At 48.4% G+C, this 20,326-nt stretch carries 14 protein-coding genes; 4 read left to right on the plus strand and 10 right to left on the minus strand.

Going from position 1 to position 20,326, the window contains the following annotated elements; genetic code table 11:
- Nucleotides 1-252: 252 nt before the first annotated feature.
- A complete protein-coding gene (locus tag H6629_14290; GenBank protein MCB9068964.1) occupies nucleotides 253-2,346 on the plus strand; it encodes a chloride channel protein in 2,094 nt (697 codons plus the stop codon).
- 311 nt (nucleotides 2,347-2,657) lie between these two features.
- On the opposite strand, the gene H6629_14295 is transcribed toward H6629_14290, so the two are convergent.
- The 5 genes from H6629_14295 to H6629_14315 all read right to left on the minus strand — a co-directional run bounded on the left by H6629_14295 (nucleotide 2,658) and on the right by H6629_14315 (nucleotide 7,414).
- Nucleotides 2,658-3,059 (minus strand): co-chaperone GroES, encoded by a 402-nt coding sequence (locus tag H6629_14295; protein ID MCB9068965.1) that lies wholly within the window; start codon nucleotides 3,057-3,059, stop codon nucleotides 2,658-2,660.
- A 47-nt stretch (nucleotides 3,060-3,106) separates the two neighbouring features.
- Nucleotides 3,107-3,448: a histidine triad nucleotide-binding protein gene (locus H6629_14300; GenBank protein MCB9068966.1), complete on the minus strand. Its 342-nt coding sequence runs from the start codon at nucleotides 3,446-3,448 to the stop codon at nucleotides 3,107-3,109.
- 184 nt (nucleotides 3,449-3,632) lie between these two features.
- Nucleotides 3,633-4,346, minus strand: a complete 714-nt coding sequence (locus tag H6629_14305; GenBank protein ID MCB9068967.1) for a 16S rRNA (uracil(1498)-N(3))-methyltransferase — start codon at nucleotides 4,344-4,346, stop codon at nucleotides 3,633-3,635.
- A 17-nt stretch (nucleotides 4,347-4,363) separates the two neighbouring features.
- Nucleotides 4,364-5,659: a BamA/TamA family outer membrane protein gene (locus H6629_14310; protein ID MCB9068968.1), complete on the minus strand. Its 1,296-nt coding sequence runs from the start codon at nucleotides 5,657-5,659 to the stop codon at nucleotides 4,364-4,366.
- Between the two features lie 105 nt (nucleotides 5,660-5,764).
- A complete protein-coding gene (locus H6629_14315) occupies nucleotides 5,765-7,414 on the minus strand; it encodes a CehA/McbA family metallohydrolase (protein ID MCB9068969.1) in 1,650 nt (549 codons plus the stop codon).
- Nucleotides 7,415-8,427: 1,013 nt separating this feature from the next.
- Here H6629_14315 and H6629_14320 point away from each other — a divergent pair.
- Nucleotides 8,428-10,254 (plus strand): T9SS type A sorting domain-containing protein, encoded by a 1,827-nt coding sequence (locus H6629_14320; GenBank protein MCB9068970.1) that lies wholly within the window; start codon nucleotides 8,428-8,430, stop codon nucleotides 10,252-10,254.
- 56 nt (nucleotides 10,255-10,310) lie between these two features.
- On the opposite strand, the gene H6629_14325 is transcribed toward H6629_14320, so the two are convergent.
- The 5 genes from H6629_14325 to H6629_14345 all read right to left on the minus strand — a co-directional run bounded on the left by H6629_14325 (nucleotide 10,311) and on the right by H6629_14345 (nucleotide 17,558).
- Nucleotides 10,311-12,551 carry a cation:proton antiporter gene (locus tag H6629_14325; protein ID MCB9068971.1) on the minus strand — a complete coding sequence of 747 codons (2,241 nt, stop codon included), beginning with the start codon at nucleotides 12,549-12,551 and terminating at the stop codon, nucleotides 10,311-10,313.
- Between the two features lie 119 nt (nucleotides 12,552-12,670).
- Complete coding sequence (locus H6629_14330) at nucleotides 12,671-13,678, minus strand: D-alanine--D-alanine ligase (protein ID MCB9068972.1); 1,008 nt, start codon at nucleotides 13,676-13,678, stop codon at nucleotides 12,671-12,673.
- Between the two features lie 50 nt (nucleotides 13,679-13,728).
- A complete protein-coding gene (locus H6629_14335; GenBank protein MCB9068973.1) occupies nucleotides 13,729-15,180 on the minus strand; it encodes a glutamate--tRNA ligase in 1,452 nt (483 codons plus the stop codon).
- 22 nt (nucleotides 15,181-15,202) lie between these two features.
- The gene (locus tag H6629_14340; protein MCB9068974.1) at nucleotides 15,203-15,832 is read right to left on the minus strand and encodes a DedA family protein; all 630 of its coding nucleotides are present in this window, start codon (nucleotides 15,830-15,832) and stop codon (nucleotides 15,203-15,205) included.
- A gap of 7 nt (nucleotides 15,833-15,839) precedes the next feature.
- The gene (locus tag H6629_14345) at nucleotides 15,840-17,558 is read right to left on the minus strand and encodes a glutamine--tRNA ligase/YqeY domain fusion protein (protein MCB9068975.1); all 1,719 of its coding nucleotides are present in this window, start codon (nucleotides 17,556-17,558) and stop codon (nucleotides 15,840-15,842) included.
- A gap of 249 nt (nucleotides 17,559-17,807) precedes the next feature.
- On the opposite strand from H6629_14345, the gene H6629_14350 reads away from it, so the two are divergent.
- Nucleotides 17,808-17,981 carry a hypothetical protein gene (locus tag H6629_14350; GenBank protein MCB9068976.1) on the plus strand — a complete coding sequence of 58 codons (174 nt, stop codon included), beginning with the start codon at nucleotides 17,808-17,810 and terminating at the stop codon, nucleotides 17,979-17,981.
- 65 nt (nucleotides 17,982-18,046) lie between these two features.
- Nucleotides 18,047-20,272 (plus strand): PQQ-binding-like beta-propeller repeat protein, encoded by a 2,226-nt coding sequence (locus H6629_14355; protein MCB9068977.1) that lies wholly within the window; start codon nucleotides 18,047-18,049, stop codon nucleotides 20,270-20,272.
- Nucleotides 20,273-20,326 lie beyond the last annotated feature (54 nt).

The raw sequence follows: 20,326 nt of genomic DNA on the forward strand, positions 1-20,326 counted from the left end.
ATTTTTCGTGCAAAGTTAACGGCAAAACGATGCAATTGCCATTATTTTTTGAGGGTTAGCGGCATTAAATTGTATTTTGACTGCGATCTGTGACTTATGTGGAAATAAGCCTGAGATTCCTGCATTCGCAGGAATGACACCTACCGGCAATGATATTCCGTCAGTTAAACAAGTACACAAAAATAATCACGCAGCTTTTCTTTTGGGATTTCAACACCTAAATTTACACGCTTGAAAAAAATGAATTTGAAAATGGAAAGAATAAAGAAATTGAAAAAATACATGCGGCTGATGCACCGAAAAGGTGTGCGATTACAGCGCAAATTAGCAGAATTGGGATTGCCGGATTACAGTATCGTTACCATTTTTTCGGTTGCCATCGGTATCGCTACCGGTTTGGCGGCCGTGTTGTTTCATGATACGGTGCATCTGATTCGCCATTTTTTGTTTGATGATATCGGAAATCATTTTTTCGGCAAATGGTCTTGGTTGATCATCGTGTTTCCTGCCGCAGGCATGTTGCTGCAAAGTTTGATGATCCAGTTTGCGCCGGAAGTTGCCGGGCGTCGCGGTGTGCTGGAAGTGATCAAAGCTGTGGCGTTGCGCGGCGGTCACATCCCATTTCGCACTACGTTATTCCATTTTCTGGCACCGGCGATAAATATCGGTTCCGGCGGAACTGTCGGACCGGAAGGTCCGATTGCCCAGTTGGGCGGCGGTGTTGCCAGTAAACTGGGCGCGGTTTTCGGATTATCCGATTCCCGCCGGCGCATGTTTACCGCAGCCGGTTCCGGCGCTGCCATTGCCGCCGTATTTAATACACCATTGGGCGGCGTTTTTTTTGCGCTGGAAGTTATTTTGCTTAACGATTTTCATGCACCCACGTTTTCCGCACTGATTTTGGCATCGGTTTCCGCGAGCGCGGTTTCGCATATGTTTTTGGGTGACCAGCCGGCTTTTGTGTTTACGCAGCTACACAGCGGAACCGTTAGTCATTACTATCTGTATGCCATTTTGGGATTATCTGCGGGACTTGTTTCGCTGTATTATTTGCGATATACCGATCAGGTCAGTCGCATTCTGCGATTATCCGCTATCTCAAAAACACCACGCTGGCTGCGGATGACCACCGTCGGGTTGCTGGTTGGTATCTGCGGTTATTATTACCCGTTGATTTTCGGTGTCGGTTACGATGCCATTAACGCCATGCTGGCAGATGCGCTCAGTTGGAAAACCGTATTTGTTTTATTATTGATGAAATTTGTGCTGGTGCCAATGGTGTTGGGGGTCGGCGGTTTCGGCGGGATTTTTGCGCCGTCGCTGTTTATGGGCGGGTGTCTCGGCTTCCTTTTTGCCACATCGTTAAATGTGCTGGGCGGGATGAGTCTGGATATCACGGCATTCGTTCTGGTCGGGATGGGCGCGGTACTCGGCGGCATCAATTCGATTCCCATTTCGGCAATCCTGATCATTTTTGAAATGACCCGCGAATATTCCTTTATGCTGCCGCTGATGTTGGGTGTCGTTATCAGCACCACCATTGTGCGGCTGGCACTCCGCGATTCCATTTACAACCGTAAACTGGAGCAGCAGGGCTACCGGCTTTCCTCCGGGCGCGATACCAATATTCTCCGCCGCCTGCTCGTTCGCGATAACATGCGAAATGATGTCATGCTGATCGAAGAAAACCTCAGCCTGCCGGAATTGGTAGAGCGAATGCTGGAAAATCCCCATCACACATTTTATACGGTAAACAGCGAGAAAAAAATTACCGGGATGATTTCCGAAAGCGAGCTGCGCCCGATCATCACCGATTACGAAACGCTGCGCTCGCTGGTGGTTGCCCACGATGTTACCCGTCCCGGCGTTATCACCGTTCGCGATGATGACAATTTGCAAAATGTGATGCAGATGTTCGCCAAAAATAACGTGGATGAATTTCCGGTAATATCCGCATTGCAATCGGGAAAGGTGATCGGCGCTATCCGTCGGCAGGATGTGCTGCTGGCATACAATCGCGAAAGCCTGAAGTTTAATCTGGTGGATGGGTTTGCCAATGAAATCCGCACCCTGGAAAAAGCCAAATCGGTCAGCGTTTCCGGCGATTACAGTTTGGCGGAACGTCCGGTGCCGCCGCGGTTTATCGGCAAAACCATTGCGGGCTTGCGGTTGCGAAACGAATACAATGTGGAAGTGCTGATGATCCGGCAGTTACACCCCTTCGCGCATGCCGATGATGCGCATCCGGTAATTATGGCATCACCGGATTACCAGATCCACGAAGGCGATACGCTGGTGCTTTTCGGGAAAGATTCCGCAATCGAAAAAACAGCCAACTGGAAATGACGCTTCCCGGCACTTATAATAATTCTTGTTCTACCGTTCTTGTTACCCATAACCTGTTTTTGCCACCCACGAAGTGGTGCCTTTTTCAAAAGACAGGGGGAATCACAAAGTAATATTACGGCACCATTTTCTTTGATAAAGGCTTGTTTTTAATGATCATAACCCTGTTTTTCAAAACCGTCTTTTTTGATTTGTTTTTTTAAATCTAATGGACGCTGTGGCGAAAATGTGTAACGCTAGTAACTTCATATGAAAATGAGATTATTCTCCGAAGAAGCGCTTTCGATACCTTTGCAGGAATGACGGAGTGGTCACTCAAAATCCAGTGGCGACGTATCATCCGCTTCGAGCGGTGGCAGTTCAACCTGATCGCGGACTAGCAGTAAAATAGCGCTTTGCGGCACCACAAAATATTCTTCATTATCATATTTGATTTCCACCGCGGCTTTTCGCAAAAACAATGCATAATCGCCGATCCGCGCTTCCATCGGGATGTATTTCGGTGCGTTGTCATCGCTGCGGCTCCATGGTTCATCGCCGATCGACGACGGGTCCGCCAGCGGAATGCCCGGCCCAGTTTTGAAAATATAGCCGCGCTGAACGTCGTCGCGTTCTTTCACGGTTTGCGGCAGGTATAAACCCACCTGCGTTTTTTCTTCGGAAGTATCGGGACGAATCAACACGCGATCGCCCAAAACGATAATTTCTTTCATGTTAACCTTTGATTTCAATAGATTTACAGATGTTTAATATTTGCCAATTATCCGGGCGGCCAGGTCATCGCGCGTCCGCCGAGCAAGTGCAAATGGATGTGAAATACGGTCTGATTTGCCGATTTGCCGTTGTTGAATACCAGCCGGAATCCCGACTCGCTGATCTCCAACTGTTCGGCAACATTTTTGGCGGTGCTGATCAATTTGCCCATCAATTGTTCGTCCGCATCATCCATTTCGGATACTTTGCCGATGTGCTTTTTCGGGATGATCAGCGCGTGTACCGGTGCCACCGGATTCACATCGTGGAACGCCATCACATGCTCATCTTCGTAAATTTTTTTGGACGGAATCTCACCGTCGATAATTTTGCAGAAAATGCAGCTCATAAAATCACCTTGTTTTAATTGAACTTGCAGTCAATAATATAATCAATCGGGATGAAAAAATCGGGGAAAATTTTAACCGGGGAGTAATTGCCACAAAGTCGCAAAGTGCGCGAAGGGAAAATGGGATTATTGTGTGTTGCAGGAATCTCCAACCTGACCACATTTATAAATTTGCAGCGAAAAATCATTTCAAAAAAAGAGATTTGATTTGCGTGGCAGCGACAATTGCCGCGGTTTCTGCGCGGAGAATGGCGTTGTCCAGTTTCGCGAAACGGAAATTCGCGGCGTCTGCGATGGCAATTTCTTTTGCGGAAAACCCACCTTCCGGTCCGATCGCAACGCTGATTTTCTGCGTAGAATGTTGGCAAAATTGACCAACCGGCTGCGAAGACGGGTCGAGATGCGCCAACATCCGCACCGTGTTTTCCTGCAATTCTTCTGCAGCCACCCAATCGGAAAAAGACATCGGTTCGCGCAGTTCCGGCAGCCAGGCGATGCCGCTCTGCTTCATCGCGCTGACAGCAATTTTGCGAGAGTGGTCAATTTTAAAATGGCGCACGCTGGTGTGTTCGCAAATCAACGGCTGGATCGTGGCAACGCCCAATTCAGTCAATTTTTCGATCGCCCAATCCATCCGGTTGGGGCGAATGCAGGAAATGGCGATCTGCAATTGCGGTTCCGGACGGGAAATCTGTTCGATGGATTGAATGCTGCACTGAACGGTTTTGCGGGTTTGTCCGGTGATGGTCGCGGTTGCCATCAGTCCGTCGCCGTTGGCGATCGTCACAGTTTCACCCGCGTGTTTGCGAAACACCCGGATAATGTGGTGGCTCTCATCCGGCGAAAGTTCGATCGTTTCGCTGGTTGATAAGAGGTCTGGCGCGTAAAATCGTTCCATTGCTAACTATCTGATTATTAAAAAGATACGCCGGCTTCGATGATCCACTGGCGGTCGCCGGTATCGCTCCAGGCGTGGTCAATTCGCAACAAATAAATATACGGCAGGTGGATGTGCAAACCGGCGCCGTAACCGGTAAAATGGTTTTTCAGCGATAATTCTTCGGAATGATTCCAGGTTGTGCCGCTGTCCACAAACAAGCCCAGGCTCAGTCCGTATTTCAATTGCTGGAAAAACACCGGCATTACCGGAGCGTTTTCCCACGATAAATAGCGTATGGGCACCAGCCCGATCCGCGCTTCAACGTGGTGCATCATCAAATGGCGACCGGTGAGAATTTTGTCGAAATAGCCGCGAATGCGATTGCCGTAGCCGATAAAAATACGGTCGTAAATCGGCAGTTCGGATTCGGGAACGCTGTTGAACGTGAGCAATTGTTTGCCACCGATGCTGAGCCGGTTGTGCAGTTTGAAATAGACGCGGTTATCAAAATTGAATCGCCAGAATTGCGGTTGGTTTGCGGTCAACCCGGTGCGGGTGATGTTCCATTTGACATACGCCCCGTTGCGTGGATATTCGAACAAATCCCGTTTGTCGGTGCGAATTTGCAGCCCGAATTGCGGCACGACATCTGAACGATCTCCAGACACGCTGAACTGCCGGAATTCCACGGGAAATTCCACCCGTTTTACGGATGCTGAAAGCTGGACTGAGGTGTTGAGCGTCAACCGTTTGCCGAGTGAAACACCGCCGCCGATGTGCCGTTCATCGAAATCGAAAAATTTATTGCCCACCATTTTGCCAAAGGCGTTGATGCCAAAAATGAATTTGGCGTTCCGCCCGAGCCAGGGATTATTGTAACGCATAAAAAATGACGGGTTGAAACCCAGCCAGCCGCCCAGCGCCAACTGCTCGTTCATGCCCCGGAAATTGGTGTGCGACAGCGAAAAGCCGTAGCTCACTTTGCTCCAGTCGCGTTCGTTAATAAACAGCAGCGGAACCGGGTAAACATACCATGTTTCGGTCAATTGAACGGTGAGGATTTTGCCTTCGCCCTGCCCGATGATGCCCAATTCCACTCGGTTGAACAGAAATAAATTCATCAACCGATTTTGGATGAGTTGAAAATCTTCGAGATTGAGTTCGGCGGGAAAATCAAACGGTATCTCACGCAATACCACTTCATCGCGGGTTTTTTCGTTGCCAAAAACGATGACACGTTCAATCAAAACCGGGAATGCATCTTCGTTTTGGGCAACCAAAACGCCGCTCGCAGCACCAAAAAACAACAAAAATAATCCAATAAATCGCATAAATCCTCTATTTACAAAACCCAACAGCTTTATCCAGTTGTATTCATCATCGCAATTATTGCCAAAAAACTGTATTAAATCAACGATTTTTTTTGATGGCAGCCGTTACCCGATCCAGATTGGATTGGTGTGGCAAAAACACGGTTCGCCGTCCGGATGATCGCTGAACACCGACAACCGCAGATATCCGGTTGGCAATCCGTGGGGAAAATTGATGGTTTTCTCAATCGAACCTGCCGCCAAAACGGGCTGGATCAGTTGAATGGATTCTTTTCGGGTCGGAACATTTCCGGTGATCAAACGGATTTCATTGATCTTGCCAAACTCCGCAGTGCTTTTCGCGGAAATTTGAGCAGTGAACGGCGTCTCAGCGGCAATAGTTTCGCCGGGAAAATGGCGTTGCCCGTTTTGATCGATGCTCAGCCACGCTGCCGGTCCGTTGGAAATAACCGCGCGTTTTCGGGAAAGTTGCGCCAAAACTGCGGTTTCGTCGGGCTTTTCTTCCAGAAAAATACCGGTGCGGGTTTGCCCGAGCAATTGCTGGCGATGAAAAACCATCTGCAACAGCGGAATTTTCACCTGCCGGAAATTGTTAAAGTTGCCGTGCGCGTCTGTTCCGGCAAAAATGCCGATTTGCTTTCCGGAGAGCAGCGCCTCACGCCATTTTTCAAATCCGTAATCGTAAAAAACATCTTTTCGCCCATTGAGCAATTGCCAGCCGCAGAGCGCCGGCAGATGGCGATCGTCGCGCCGCCAAAACCCGCGATTGAGCACCGCTTTTTGGGAAACCGGCGGCACGTCAAACGGGTGCGCCGCGATAATCAGGGCATCCGGATCGTTGGCATTTACCAGCGAAATCAGCTCCGGCAGCGTAAGCGTCGGTCGGTTGTGCAGCAGACGGTCGCCGCTGTCGCCCGTTCCGGGATAAAACCGGCGATTGCCCAATAGCAGGCAATGCACATTTTCGTTCCGGCTGTTCCCGACCGAAACTTCTTCCCCGGGAATGATGCAAATTTCCGGGTGTGCCGTTTGCGCCGCGTAAATGTGTTGTAAAAATTGATCCCAGCGCGGATTGGGTTGGCTAACGTGCCAATCATCAACCGAGGGTTCGTCGAGATCAAACGAGTGATCGGTAATTGCGAAAAATGACAGCCCGAGCGATTGTGCGCAAACAGCCGTTTCGGCGATGGGCGCACCGAATTCCACCGCGTCATCCGTGAAATTGCTGTGAATGTGGATATCGCCCCAATGCATGCCCGGAAGGGTGGGTAACCCACTTTCGCCAATAGTAATTTGAAACGGCGCGGTTTTCAAACCGCGATAATTATCCTGCACCAACTGTTGTTGCCTGCCGTTAACAATGTATGCCAAGTTCGATAAAATCAGATACTTACCGGGTTCGGGAAAAGCAGTTTCCGGTAGCCAGAATGTATTGCTGGCAAAATATGTGTCGATTGCAGCATTCACCCGGAATGTGTGATTGGCAATAGCTTTTGCATCGCCAAATCGATAAATCGTGACCGAAATATCACCCAGTTTCACCGGAAAACGGTCGGCATCTTTCACAAACAAAAACAACGGAACAGCGTTGCCAACAGTGGCGCGATGCGGTAAATCGAACACTATTTCGGGTTCTTTTTTGAATAGCCGGGAGGGTAAACCGGGAATGCGAAAGTGGATTTCGGCATAACCAATCACAAACCAAAGCAAAAATCCGAGCCAAAATGAGACATCAGGTGGTGTGGAAGCAGTCATTCCCTTGCGCTTTTCAATCGTAATCGGTTACCGTTTTTCATTGGGGAAGTTACAGCACTTCCGGCAAAAATGCCAGATATTTCAGACACCAAAATGCCGGAGGCAATGGCTAATCAATCAAATTCTGGAAAGGGAATTTGGCGAAAAGCGAAAATTTTTTGGTACCTTTTATAACATGTTCATCAACTAACGCGCACTTTTTTGCTAAACTTTATGACGTATCAATTGTTTGGAAATTAGGCTTTTGCCCCTTTTTATCTAATAAAGAAAAACAGGAAAATTTGATCTAAATCTCTAAATAAGTAACAGAAATCGCTAAATTTTCCGATATAAAAAAGGTGCATAACCGGCAACAAATTTATAAAGTTGGCTTTCATTTTTGATCTGTTCATAATTCTGCTGATCTGCGTTTTTGAACAGGTAACGGAGGTTTTAAGATGTTCCACAGGAATGCGGCAAAAAAAATGATGCATACACAACGCAATTTAGTTTTTGTGATACTGCTGATATTTGGATTTTCCAGCAAGGTTTTTTCCCAAAAACCCGGAAATTTAGATTGGTTTGTAGGCGGTAAAAGTTTGATTTCGGAGCTTGGGACAGTAACACCCATATTGGATTATTCTCACAATTTTTCCGGAACCGGGACATACGATAACGGAGAAAAACCGCAATCGAAAGTGTGGTTTCATGCTGGTAAATGGTGGTGCGTTTTTCCGACAAATTCGGGTGTTGCACAATCGGGAACCTGGATTTTTCGACTGGATGTAGATGAATGGACACCTGTTTTGTTGATATCGAATGAAACCAATGTTCAGGCTGATTGTAAATCGATCGGGAGTGTAACCCATATATTATTACATAGTTACGACAATGAAGAAGGATACCTGGTTTCGGTTGAGCATAAACCATCAAGTAATTCATATCAAATTTGGAATAAGCGACCGGGCGGAACCGTTACGATTAGTTTGCCCAGTTCCGAAACAGCAACACTCGAAATTGACTCGGCAAATAAGATGTGGATAGCTTCTGAAAATGGATCTAACATAATTGTAAAGCATAGCGACTATCCGTATACTTCTTTTTCGAGCCAGATAATTATTGCGGGCACGAATTCAGATGATATTTCTGCGATTATTGCGATGCCGGACGCAACCATCGGAATTCTGTGGTCGGATCAGAATGACGAGGTATTCTATTACAAATATCATGTTGACGGCGCAAACGAATCGACCTGGTCAGCTGCCGAAACGATAACCAACGGCGGTACCGGATTTGGAGACGACCACGTTAATTTGGCAGTTTCAAGTGATGGTAAATTATATGCTGGAGTAAAAACTACCGATGGTTCGGATATGTATATTTTGGTGCGCAACGGTACAAATTCCTGGACAACCTATTTTATTGACGGTTCCGGAACCAGACCGATGATCATATTAAGCGATTACCACAGGACTATTTCTTTGGTTTATCAAGATAAAAACGGTGGAACCAATATTGTTTATAGCGAAGCTTCTATGGACAACTTAGTGTTCAGCTCTCGCACAACGCTGATCGCCGGTTCAAATTGGAACGTATCCAGCACAAAACAGGCATATACAAATGAGCTGGTTTTTATTGCATCCAACGCCAGTACTGTGGTTGGTATCTTTTTGAAAGGAAATTCACCGCAGCAGCAATTCGAAAAAACATTTACTTCCGGATGGAATATTGTTGGGATGCCGAGCGACGTTGTGGATTCCAATTACCTCGGGCTGTTTCCGAATGCGGAAAACAACACATTGTATAGCTACGATTCCGGCAGCGGCTACTCCAACGAATTACATATTACCGAAGGAAACGGATATTGGGTAAAGTTTTCATCTTCCGGTAGTGCAGTGTTTACGGGCGATGCGCTTAACACAAATGATCTCGATCTGGCTTCCGGCTGGAACCTGATTTCCGGCATTTCCTGTAGTGTTGCGCTGGATGATGTGACCGATAACAGCAGCATCATCGAACCGGGTACGCTGTTTGGTTTTTCCGGCGGCGGGTATGTTGCGTCCGATGTTATCGAACAGGGGAAGGGCTACTGGATTTACGCCAATTCAGCCGGTACGATTACACTCGATTGCAATCCGCCGGTCGTAACGCTGGCAAAATCGCGCAGTGCTGCGCAAATTCGTTCGGATGTTCGGTTAGATGATCGTCCCCAACTGGTGTTCAGTAACGCGACCGGCACAACTCAAACGCTTTATTTTGCAACTGAAATATCGCCGGATGCGATGGCATCTTTCCAATTGCCACCGGTTGCGCCGTTTCCCAGTTTTGATGTGCGCTACCCGAACGACACCCGTTTAACGGATGAAGATTCGCCGCTTTTGGAAGTCCGATTGATCGATCGAACTGCGATGAGTGCCCGAAATTTACCGCTGAAATCCGGTGAATCTTATGTACTGGATTTAATGGCCGGACGGCAGGTAGTGGAGAGCATCCCGCTTTCGGAGGGTGAAACAATCACATTAGATCAGCCATATTTGACTGCAATTCAATTGCGTAAATCGTTGGAAATAAACGATGTTATCACCAGTTTTGCTGTTGAGCAAAATTTCCCGAATCCATTCAATCCGCAAACGGAAATCCGCTTCCAGATTCCGCAACATGAGTATGTGGAAATCCGTATTTTTAATACGCTCGGTCAGGAAGTGCGCAATTTATTGGCTGAAAACCGGGAAGCGGGGAGCCACAAGATCATCTGGAACGGATTGGATAACGGTGGTCGTGAAGTTGCCAGCGGGACCTATTTTTACAGCGTTGTTGCCGGAGAGCACCATATTGTAAAACGTATGGTGTTGTTGCGTTAAATCCAAATTTGACAGAAATTTATAAACACTAAATCCGGGCAAATGCCCGGATTTTTTTATGTATTTTGAAGCTGCCAGTTGCCGGTTACCAAATTTTCCATCGATTTTAGCTGTGCCAGAACATCCTCCGGCGAAATAGCGTTGAGCAACATATCCACACTTTCCGGATCGGAGGCGATTTTGGCAACATCTGCGAGCATCAGCAAATGGGTTTCGGGATCGCTTTCGGGATTCAGCATTATAATAAACAATCTCGATTTTTTGCGATCGTGTGCATCCAGTAACAATCCCTTTTGCAGCCGCACAAAAATGCAGATCGGTTGCCGGATATCCGTCAAGCGAGTGTGCGGCATAACCACACCGTTGCTGAGGGTTGTGGGGATTTCGTCTTCCCTGGCTAATAATTGTTTGAGGATTTGATCAATATTCAACTCGGGTTGGGTTTCCTTCGCAATACTCAAGGCATGCCGCAACAATGCTTCCAGCGAATCTATGTGCTCCATCGTAAGTATATGTTTTTTCTGAAGAAAGAGTGGCAAATGCTGAACCAGCCGAATGTAGCCGAGCAAGCTGGCATTCGCCATAGTGCCGATATCGAGATCGGTAACGCTGACTTTACCGGATTCCGCAGCCATTAGCGGAATCATTTGGCTGAGCTGATCAGGCGTTAGCAAATTCGCTGTTCGGGAAATCAAATTTGCCTCTTTATTGCGCAAATCATACGACACTTGCGAGGGTTTCGTAAGCGCCTGCCAAACCGGAATTCCCATATTTGATCTCAATGAATCTTTTTTCTCTTCATCGCCAGTCCAGCGGAAAAGGCGATCTTTTTTGACGATTTCCGACCAGCGCAGGCAAATCAGTTGATTGAGTTCGCGGTTATCTGTCAGCGCCAGCACATTGCCGATCCGTGACCGGATTTCATCGGGAACGGTGTTAATTTCCAGCGCATTCCCGATAAATGCGGTGATATCTTCCGCCCGGGATTCGCGAACGGCATCGGGATTTGTGTCCACAATTATGCAGGTTGCTTCCACCTGTTTGCGAATGTAACGCGCAATTTTCCGGGCAAACGCATGACCACCGACGATCAGCCAGCCGTTTTTCTCTTTTTCGCGAACACCCATTAATCCTGCAACTTTTCTGGCGCTAAGTCCCTGAATAAAGATGGTTACGCCGATGACACTAAACGTAAACGCTTCGATAAACGGACCCTCTACGTATCCTTTTGACGTCAGTTCCAGCGCAAAAAGTGACGCCATGGAACCGGCAACAATACCGCGCGGTGCGATCCACGACAGAAACGCGCGATCGCGGGTGGAGAGATCGGTGCCAAATGTGCTCACCAAAATTCCCAACGGTCGAATGAGTAGCATGATACACAGTAGCGTTGCCGCACCTTTCCAGCCGAGATCGACAAAATTTTGCAAATCGAGATTGGCAGCGAGCAGGATAAACAGAAACGCAATCGCCAGATCCGTCAACTCGGATTTGAACTGTTTGATCCGTTTGAGCTGCGGCGATTTGCTCCAGCCGAGCACCAGTCCCGCAACCACAACCGTTAAAATACCCGCTTCGTGCAGCACGATATCCGAAAGTCCGAATAAAATTACGGCTCCGGCGAGTGCAAAAATATTGCCCTGGTCCTCGTGAATCCATTTTTTGGTGAGCATCAGGTGCATAACTTTCCCGCCGAGCAACCCAAAACCGATGCCAATCAGCACCCGAAAGCTAAATTGCTCAAAATGGGAAATTGGTGAACTTTCCGCGTTGAACCACTCAAAGCACAGTATTGCAATAAATACGCCGATCGGATCGATGAGCACACCTTCCCAGTGCAGAATATCGTTGAGCTTTTCTTTTATATTGATCCGTTGCAGCAGCGGGGCGATTACTGTTGGTCCGGTAACGATTATCAGGCTGCCAGCCAGCATCGATAACCCAAATGAATAATCAAATAACAGATACACCACAGCCGCGGTGCCAAACCAGGTGATCAGCACGCCGAAGGTCAGCAATCGCCAGATCACTTGCGAAGCTTTTTTGAAACCTTCCGGGTTCAGGGTCAGTCCGCCTTCAAACAAGATAACCGCAACACACAGAGAGATGATAATTTGCAACCCGCTACCCAGTGAATCGGTGTTGATCAATCCGACAAATTCAGGTCCCAGCAAAATTCCACCGACGAGCAACGGCACAATTGCAGGCACTCGCATATGCCGCCCGACAGTCAACAAAATCACGCCAAAAAATATTGCAGAAACAATTGTGGTAAGCCGTATGTAATATATTTCCATGCGTTAGCCCGTTTTCGTTTGTGGGAAATGGTGATTTTCGGTGAGAATTTTCAGTGACAACATGCTTCACCTGCCGCACTTTTTGTCAGCTGTAATATAATCATTGAGCGGTGGAGATGTCAAACAGCCAATGCCTGGTCAATAATTTCGGTGATCAATGCTTCGAACGAGATGCCCGCAGCTTTTGCCGCTTTCGGCACCAGACTGGTGGCAGTCATTCCCGGCAGCGTGTTAATTTCCAGACAGGAAAACGTGCCATCTGTCCGCAGCCGGAAATCTGCACGGGCATATCCGGCACATTGAATCGCCGAAAATGTGCGCAATCCGGCTTCCTGAATAGCAGCCGCCAACGATTCGGGCAAATCCGCCGGAACGTGGTATTCCGTTCGCCCGCTCTGATATTTCGATTCGTAATCGTAAATGCCGCTTTTCGGGACAATTTCCACGATGGGCAGCGTCCGGTTGCCGAGAATGGCGACGGTCAATTCCCTTCCAGGAACGAATTGTTCGATCAGTACCGATTCGTCAAATTCGAACGCCAGTTGTATCGCAGCGTCCAATTCATCCATTGCATTAACAATGGTTAGCCCGACTGTTGAACCCTGCGCGTTGGGTTTTACCACAAACGGTAGCCCCAATTTTTCGACTGCCTCATGCGAAACCGTCGTTTTGCGGGTGAGGTGAAGCCAGTCTGCAGTGGGCACATCGTTTGCGCGAAATAAAATTTTGGAGAGATGTTTGTCCATCCCAACCGCGCTGGAAACCGTGCCGCTGCCGGTGTAGGGAATTCCGGCGATATCCAGCAATGCCTGAATTTGCCCGTTTTCGCCATAGCCGCCGTGCAGCGCGTTGAACACCACATCAACCTTTTCGGCGAGCAGCCGGTCAACCGTTTTTAACAGATTACGGTTCAGCTCCGATTTGCGTTTTTCGATATCCGGCGGTGTGGTTTTTACCAAATGCGATGTATCAATTGTGTCGATGTCAATGAAGCTGTCGCCGAAGGCGCAGTCGATGGCGAGCACCGTGTGACCGCATTTTTGCAGTGCGCGGCTGACTGCCACACCCGTTGAAAATGAAACATCGCGTTCTGCTGATGTGCCGCCTAAAATTACTGCTGTTTTCATTGACGATCGTCCGACAATTGTTGTGAAATAAATAGTTGATTTAATTGAAATTACAACTGCGAAATCTTGTCCAGTGTTTGACGAATGTAACTCAACGATTTCTCTTTTCCAAATACTTCGATCACGATGGCTAACTCCGGTCCGGAGGCTTCGCCGGTGAGCGCAACCCGCACCGGTTTCCACAAACCTGGTCCTTTGATGCCGGATTCTTTTTGCACGGATTTCATCACCGCTTTAAAAGAATCGTTATCTAGCACATCCAGCGATTCAATTTGGGCAGCCACAGCCGCCAGCGCCGGTTTAGCAGTTTCCTGCTGCAAAATTTCCAGCGCTTCGGGATCAGAAATTTCCAGCGTATCTTTGTAAAAAATTCGTGCGGCTTCAAAAATCTGGTCACCGCGGTCGATCTTTTTCTGCACCGCTGTGATAATTTTGGCGGTTGTTGCCGCGTCGCTCACATCTGCGCCGGCGTTCGCCAAAAACGGTGTCAAAAATGCCACGAGGCTTGCTTCGTCCATTTGGCGAATGTAATTGCCGTTCATCCAATTGAGTTTATCAGTATCAAACACCGCACCGGATTTGTTGACACGATCCAGCGAAAACAGCTCCGCCAACTGCGTCATCGAGAAGAATTCCTCATCAGTGCCGGGATTCCAGCCGAGCAGCGCCACAAAATTAATCAGCGCTTCGGGCAAATAGCCTTTGGCGATATAATCTTCCACTGCAACATCGCCCTGCCGTTTGCTCAATTTGGTGCGATCCTGATTAAGCAGCAGCGGCAGATGCGCCATTTTGGGCGCATCCCAACCAAATGCTTTATACAATTGCAAATGTTTCGGGACGCTCAGTAGCCACTCTTCTCCACGAATAACGTGAGTTATGCCCATCAAATGATCGTCCACCACATTGGCGAGATGGTAGGTCGGGAAGCCGTCGGATTTCAGCAGCACCTGATCATCCACCAATTCATTTTGCACGCGAACTTCGCCGCGAATCAAATCAGTGAAAACCGTTTCGCCATCGTTTGGCATTTTCAACCGGATAACGTGCGGTGTGCCGTCATCAAGTTTAGCACGGATTTCCGCAACATCGCGATCCCGCCAGGTGCCGTCGTAACGCGCCGTTTCGCCATTTGCCATTTGCCGTTCGCGCATCGCTTCCAACTCATCCGGGGTGCAAAAACAGTAGTAGGCGTGTCCGTTTTTCAGCAATTGCATGGCGTGATCGCGGTAAATTTCAGTGCGCTGCGATTGCACATACGGACCAAAATCGCCGCCGACATCCGGGCCTTCATCGTGTTGCAAACCCGCCCATTTGAGGCTGGAAATCAGGTTTTCGACTGCGCCTTCCACTTTGCGATTTTGATCGGTATCTTCGATCCGTAACAAATATTGGCCGCCGTGATGTTTGGCAAGCAGATAGTTGAATAATGCGGTACGCAGCCCGCCAACGTGCAAATATCCGGTTGGGCTGGGTGCGAAACGTGTTCGTACTGATGTCATTTTTTTGTCCTGTATTTGATTTCTAATTGCTGTCCGATGCCCTTTTGCGATTGCGGCGAATGAAAAAAACAATACCGGCAATCACGCCGATTGTCAGCAAAATACCAACAACAACCTGGTTGTAAATATCCAGAAATTGCTGAATTTCCTGCCAGCTTTTCCCGATGAACGCACCGAGATAAATGATTGTCCCATTCCAGATGAGCGCGCTGATGGTTGCGAGCGCAGCAACGTAAATAACGTTAAGTTTCGATAATCCGGCAGATAATGAAATTACCGAACGAATGCCGGATAAAAAACGGTTCGCCAGAATAATCCAGTATCCATATTTTTCGAACAGGTTATTCACTTTCACAATTTTGCGGGGATCGATCCATTTGTTGCGATGTTTATTCATGATAAAATCGCTGGATCGGGCTGCGAGCACAAACAGCGCCAAAAATCCCAGCACGCTTCCGGCAGTAGTGCCGATCAAAACGCCGATGAAGCTCAGGCTGCCGGTTCCCACAAAATACGCTCCAACAAGTGTAACCGTATCGCCGGGAATCGGCGGAAAAATATTCTCGATGAACGCGCTGATAAACAACAGCCCGTAAGCATACATCGTATTCTCACGGGCAAAAATAGTTAGTTGGTTGATGAATTCTTCCAAACGCGTATCAGGATTGTTTGACGATTTTTTTCCACGAACTTTTCAGCTCGACGGTGCGATTGTAAACTGGTTTCCCCGGTTTGCTGTCTGGATCGACGCTAAAATAGGCATGCCGCAAAAACTGGAAGTGATCGCCGGGATTTACTTCCGCCAGCGACGGTTCGGCTTTTGCGTTTACCACCCGCAGCGAATCGGGATTGATCGCGTCCAAAAACGATTTGCCATCCGGCAAATTTCCCGGATCAACTTCGGTAAACAGGTGGTCGTACAGGCGCACTTCGGCATCGATGGCGTGTTCCGCGCTCACCCAGTGCAGCGTGCCTTTTACTTTGCGACCATCATCGGACCATCCGCCCCGTGTCGCGGGATCGTAAGTGCAGTGGACTTCGGTTACGTTGCCATCCGCATCTTTTTTGAAACCGGTGCAAACCACGTAATAAGCATGTTTCAACCGGACTTCCATTCCCGGTGCCAGCCGGAAATATTTTTTGGCGGGGATTTCCATAAAATCGTCCCGTTCGATAAACAGCTCTTTTCCGAACGGCACCAAACGCGTTCCAGCCTCCTGATCTTCGGGATTATTTTCCGCGGTCAGCCATTGCACCTGGTCGTCCGGCCAGTTATCGATCACCAGTTTTATGGGGTCCAAAACCACCATTGTGCGGGTGGCAATTTTGTTCAGATCTTCGCGAACCCAATACTCCAGTTGCTCATATTCCACCATGCTGTCCGCGCGGGTAACGCCGATGGCATCGCAAAAATCGCGGATGGCTTTGGGTGTAAAGCCGCGGCGGCGCATCCCGGAAAGGGTGGGCATCCGGGGATCATCCCAGCCATTAACATGTTGTTCCTGAACGAGTTGCAGTAACTTACGCTTGCTCATCACGGTGTAGCTAAGGCTCAGCCGGGCAAACTCAATTTGGCGGGGATTACCGATGTCCAGTTGCTCCAAAAACCAGTCGTAGAGCGGGCGGTGAATTTCAAATTCCAATGTGCAGATGGAGTGGGTGATGCCTTCAATCGCATCCGATTGACCGTGCGCCCAGTCGTACATCGGATAAATATTCCATTTGTCGCCGGTGCGGTGGTGAGATGCGTGCAAAATGCGATACATCACCGGATCGCGAAAATTGATGTTCGGCGATGCCATGTCGATTTTTGCGCGAAGCACTTTCGAGCCGTCCGGAAATTCCCCGTCGCGCATGCGTTCGAACAAATCCAGGTTTTCCGCAACGCTGCGGTTGCGATACGGGCTGTCGGTGCCCGGCTGGGTGAGTGTGCCGCGCGTTTCGCGAATTTCGTCTGCGGTTTGATCATCCACATACGCTTTGCCGGCTTTGATCAATACAATTGCCAAATCATACAGTTGATCAAAATAATCCGATGCGTAATATTCGCGATCTTCCCAATCAAAACCTAACCAGCGAACGTCATATTTGATGGAATCTACATATTCCTGCTCTTCTTTTACGGGATTGGTATCATCGAAGCGCAGGTTGTATTTGCCGTTGTAATCGCGTGCCAGTCCGAAATTCAGGCAGATCGATTTTGCGTGCCCGATATGCAAATAACCGTTCGGTTCCGGGGGAAACCGGGTGTGCACCCGTCCGCCGTTTTTGCCATTTTTCAGATCTTCTTCAACGATGTTTCGTATAAAGTTCGTAACCGGTGTAATTTCTTTACCTGCGTTGTTACTGGATAACGGATTTGAAGTGTGATCCGCCATATTCAACTCCCTGTGATCATTCGAAATAATAAATTAGCCTTAGAAAACGCTAAATGTAACAAATTATACCGGCTGAAACAAGATGCAATGAAAGGCGTTCGGCAATGCCCGGAATATATGACGGTTGTTTTTTACAGAGAATTTGCAAACAAAAAAACACCTTGAACCGTAAGAAATTTACCTCTAATATGTTGTAAATACCGGAGATTTTATATGATACCATCAGTCTACGGCAGCAATGGGTGTGCTATGCCAAGTTATAGCGAAGAAGATGAAGCGTTATTTGGTGCCGCAATTCTGGGTGGCGGAAAAGGAAAATCCGGTGGTGAAAAAAAGAAATCCGGTAGCGGCGCCGGATGCGGTTTCCTGTTGCTGTTGATCATCATCGCGCTGTTGATTTTCGTGATTTATTACCGGATATAATTAAATAAGTTGACAATCGAAATATTCATAAGTATATCATTATTCATGAATTAAAGGAGCGAAATATGCAGAAAACTCTCCCCGGAAATGTCTTGCAAAAAGGGTTGATCATATGCCTGCTGCTCATCGCTACAGCCGCTGTTGCAGGCGATTGGGCAAGCTGGCGCGGGAAGCATCAGAACGGTGTTTCGGATGAAAAAAATCTGGTATCCGAATGGTCGCAGGATGGCAAAAACCTGATCTGGACCGGCGATTTTACCGGCAGATCAACCCCGATTATTCTCAACGGGCGTGTTTACGTCATCGGGCGAGTAGGGGAGGGCGTATCCATGCAGGAGCGTGTTGCCTGCTTCAGCGCCGAAAGCGGCGAACTGCTGTGGGATTATCGCTACAATGTGCGCAATACTTACGTGCCGTTCAACCGGATCGGTTGGGCGAGCATGGTCGGCGATCCCGAATCGGGCAATGTTTACGCGATGGGCGGCGGCGGTGTTTTGCACTGTTTCGATAAAAACGGGAAAATCCTCTGGTACCGGTCATTGGTGGAGGAGTTTGGCATCCGCACCGGATATGGCGGACGCACAACCAATCCGGTCATCGATGAAAACCGGGTGATCGTCGGTTTCGTTAGTGCGGGTTGGGGCGATCAAAAACCGATGAAACATCGCCACTTTGCTTTCGAAAAAAATACCGGAGAATTAATTTGGACAGCAACACCGGGTGGAGCGTTCAAAGCGCCGAATATTTACAGCAATCCGGTGATAACAGTTATCGACGGTAAACGATTGTTTATCGCCGGAAATGCCGATGGCGTTGTTTACGCGCTGCAATCACGCACCGGCGAAAAAGTATGGGAATTCCACCTCAGCCAACGCGGATTGAATGCGTCTGTTGTTGTGGACGGCAACCGGATTTATGCCGCACACGGCGAGGAAAATCTGGATTCGCCAAAAATGGGACGCATCGTTTGCTTCGACGGTAGCGGCACAGGAGATATCACCGCAACCAATGAAATATGGCGTTTTGATGCTGAAATCGGTTACACATCGCCACTGTTGGCAAACGGTCGGATTTATTATATTGATAACGCCGCAAACATGTACGCCCTCAACGCGACCACCGGCGAAAAATTTTGGGAATACAGTCTCGGAACTGTCGGAAAAGCATCACCGGTTTGGGCGGACGGCAAAATTTATGTGCCGGAAACCAACGGCCGGTTCCACATTTTGGCGGATGCCGGAAGCGAATGTAAATCGTTGAATTTGGTAGAAATAGCAATGCCCGGCGGGAAACGAATGGCGGAAATTTATGGCTCGCCGGCCATCGCGTACGGTCGGGTTTACCTCGCAACTGAAACCGGTTTATTTTGCATCGGCAACCCGGATGCCGCTTTTTCGGTAACGCCGCCGGAGGTATTAGTAGTGGATGAACCTGCCGGAAATGCCAACGGAAAAGCCGCGTTTTTACAAATTTTTCCGGCAGAACTTTTGGCTCGCTCCGGCAATCAGGTTCAGTTGAAAGCCAAATTATATGATGAAAATGGCCGCTATCTCCGCGATGCGGATGCACAATGGCAGGTCAGCGGACCGATTGGCACCGTCGATAAAAACGGCGAATTTACACCAACTGGTGCAACCAACGCCGCAGGGATGATCACCGCAACGTTGGATGATCTCAAAGGCGTTTCCAGAGTGCGCGTTTTTACGGATTTGCCGTGGGAACAAAATTTTGAAACCTATCAGCCCGGAGAAAATCCACCGTATTGGATCGGCGCGAGCAGCGCAAAAAGCCCCGGGGGGAAATACATCGTTGCCGATATTGACGGGAACAAAGTGCTGGAAAAACCACCGGCAGGAAAAGGTATCCAACGCCATTTCATATTCTGGGGACCGTCAGATATGAAAGAATACATTCTGCAGGCGGATGTGATGACCTCGCAGGATAAACGCCGCCGTGGCGATATGGGATTGGTCAGCAATGGCTACGTGCTGGATTTGATGGGAAAAATCGGGCGCATCGAAATACGGGCGTGGACATCTGAAAACAGAATTCGCGTGCAAACCCCGTTTGCTGTTGAAGCGAACACCTGGTACACAATGAAAATGACCATCGATTATACGGATGACAAAGCCATTGTTAAAGGAAAAGTATGGCAACGCGATACGCCGGAACCGCAGGACTGGAGCATTGTTGCGGAAGACCCGTATCCGTCGCCGGAAGGTTCACCGGGTATTTACGGCGTCTCGAATGCAACAGTATATTACGATAATGTAAAAGTTATGCAAAAATAACTTGCGAAATCAACTTCGTGAAATAGCTATTGAAAGTAAATGAATCGCAATAAA

The sequence above is a fragment of the Calditrichia bacterium genome, from assembly GCA_020634975.1.
In the GTDB taxonomy this organism is placed as follows: Bacteria; Calditrichota; Calditrichia; order RBG-13-44-9; family J075; genus JACKAQ01.

What these genes read in the sequence shown, in the direction of transcription:
- H6629_14290 (MCB9068964.1), top strand. Translation starts at nt 253, where the DNA reads ATGGAAAGAATAAAGAAATTGAAAAAATACATGCGGCTGATGCACCGA.
- H6629_14295 (MCB9068965.1), bottom strand. Translation starts at nt 3,059, where the DNA reads ATGAAAGAAATTATCGTTTTGGGCGATCGCGTGTTGATTCGTCCCGAT.
- H6629_14300 (MCB9068966.1), bottom strand. Translation starts at nt 3,448, where the DNA reads ATGAGCTGCATTTTCTGCAAAATTATCGACGGTGAGATTCCGTCCAAA.
- H6629_14305 (MCB9068967.1), bottom strand. Translation starts at nt 4,346, where the DNA reads ATGGAACGATTTTACGCGCCAGACCTCTTATCAACCAGCGAAACGATC.
- H6629_14310 (MCB9068968.1), bottom strand. Translation starts at nt 5,659, where the DNA reads ATGCGATTTATTGGATTATTTTTGTTGTTTTTTGGTGCTGCGAGCGGC.
- H6629_14315 (MCB9068969.1), bottom strand. Translation starts at nt 7,414, where the DNA reads ATGACTGCTTCCACACCACCTGATGTCTCATTTTGGCTCGGATTTTTG.
- H6629_14320 (MCB9068970.1), top strand. Translation starts at nt 8,428, where the DNA reads ATGTGGATAGCTTCTGAAAATGGATCTAACATAATTGTAAAGCATAGC.
- H6629_14325 (MCB9068971.1), bottom strand. Translation starts at nt 12,551, where the DNA reads ATGGAAATATATTACATACGGCTTACCACAATTGTTTCTGCAATATTT.
- H6629_14330 (MCB9068972.1), bottom strand. Translation starts at nt 13,678, where the DNA reads ATGAAAACAGCAGTAATTTTAGGCGGCACATCAGCAGAACGCGATGTT.
- H6629_14335 (MCB9068973.1), bottom strand. Translation starts at nt 15,180, where the DNA reads ATGACATCAGTACGAACACGTTTCGCACCCAGCCCAACCGGATATTTG.
- H6629_14345 (MCB9068975.1), bottom strand. Translation starts at nt 17,558, where the DNA reads ATGGCGGATCACACTTCAAATCCGTTATCCAGTAACAACGCAGGTAAA.
- H6629_14350 (MCB9068976.1), top strand. Translation starts at nt 17,808, where the DNA reads ATGCCAAGTTATAGCGAAGAAGATGAAGCGTTATTTGGTGCCGCAATT.
- H6629_14355 (MCB9068977.1), top strand. Translation starts at nt 18,047, where the DNA reads ATGCAGAAAACTCTCCCCGGAAATGTCTTGCAAAAAGGGTTGATCATA.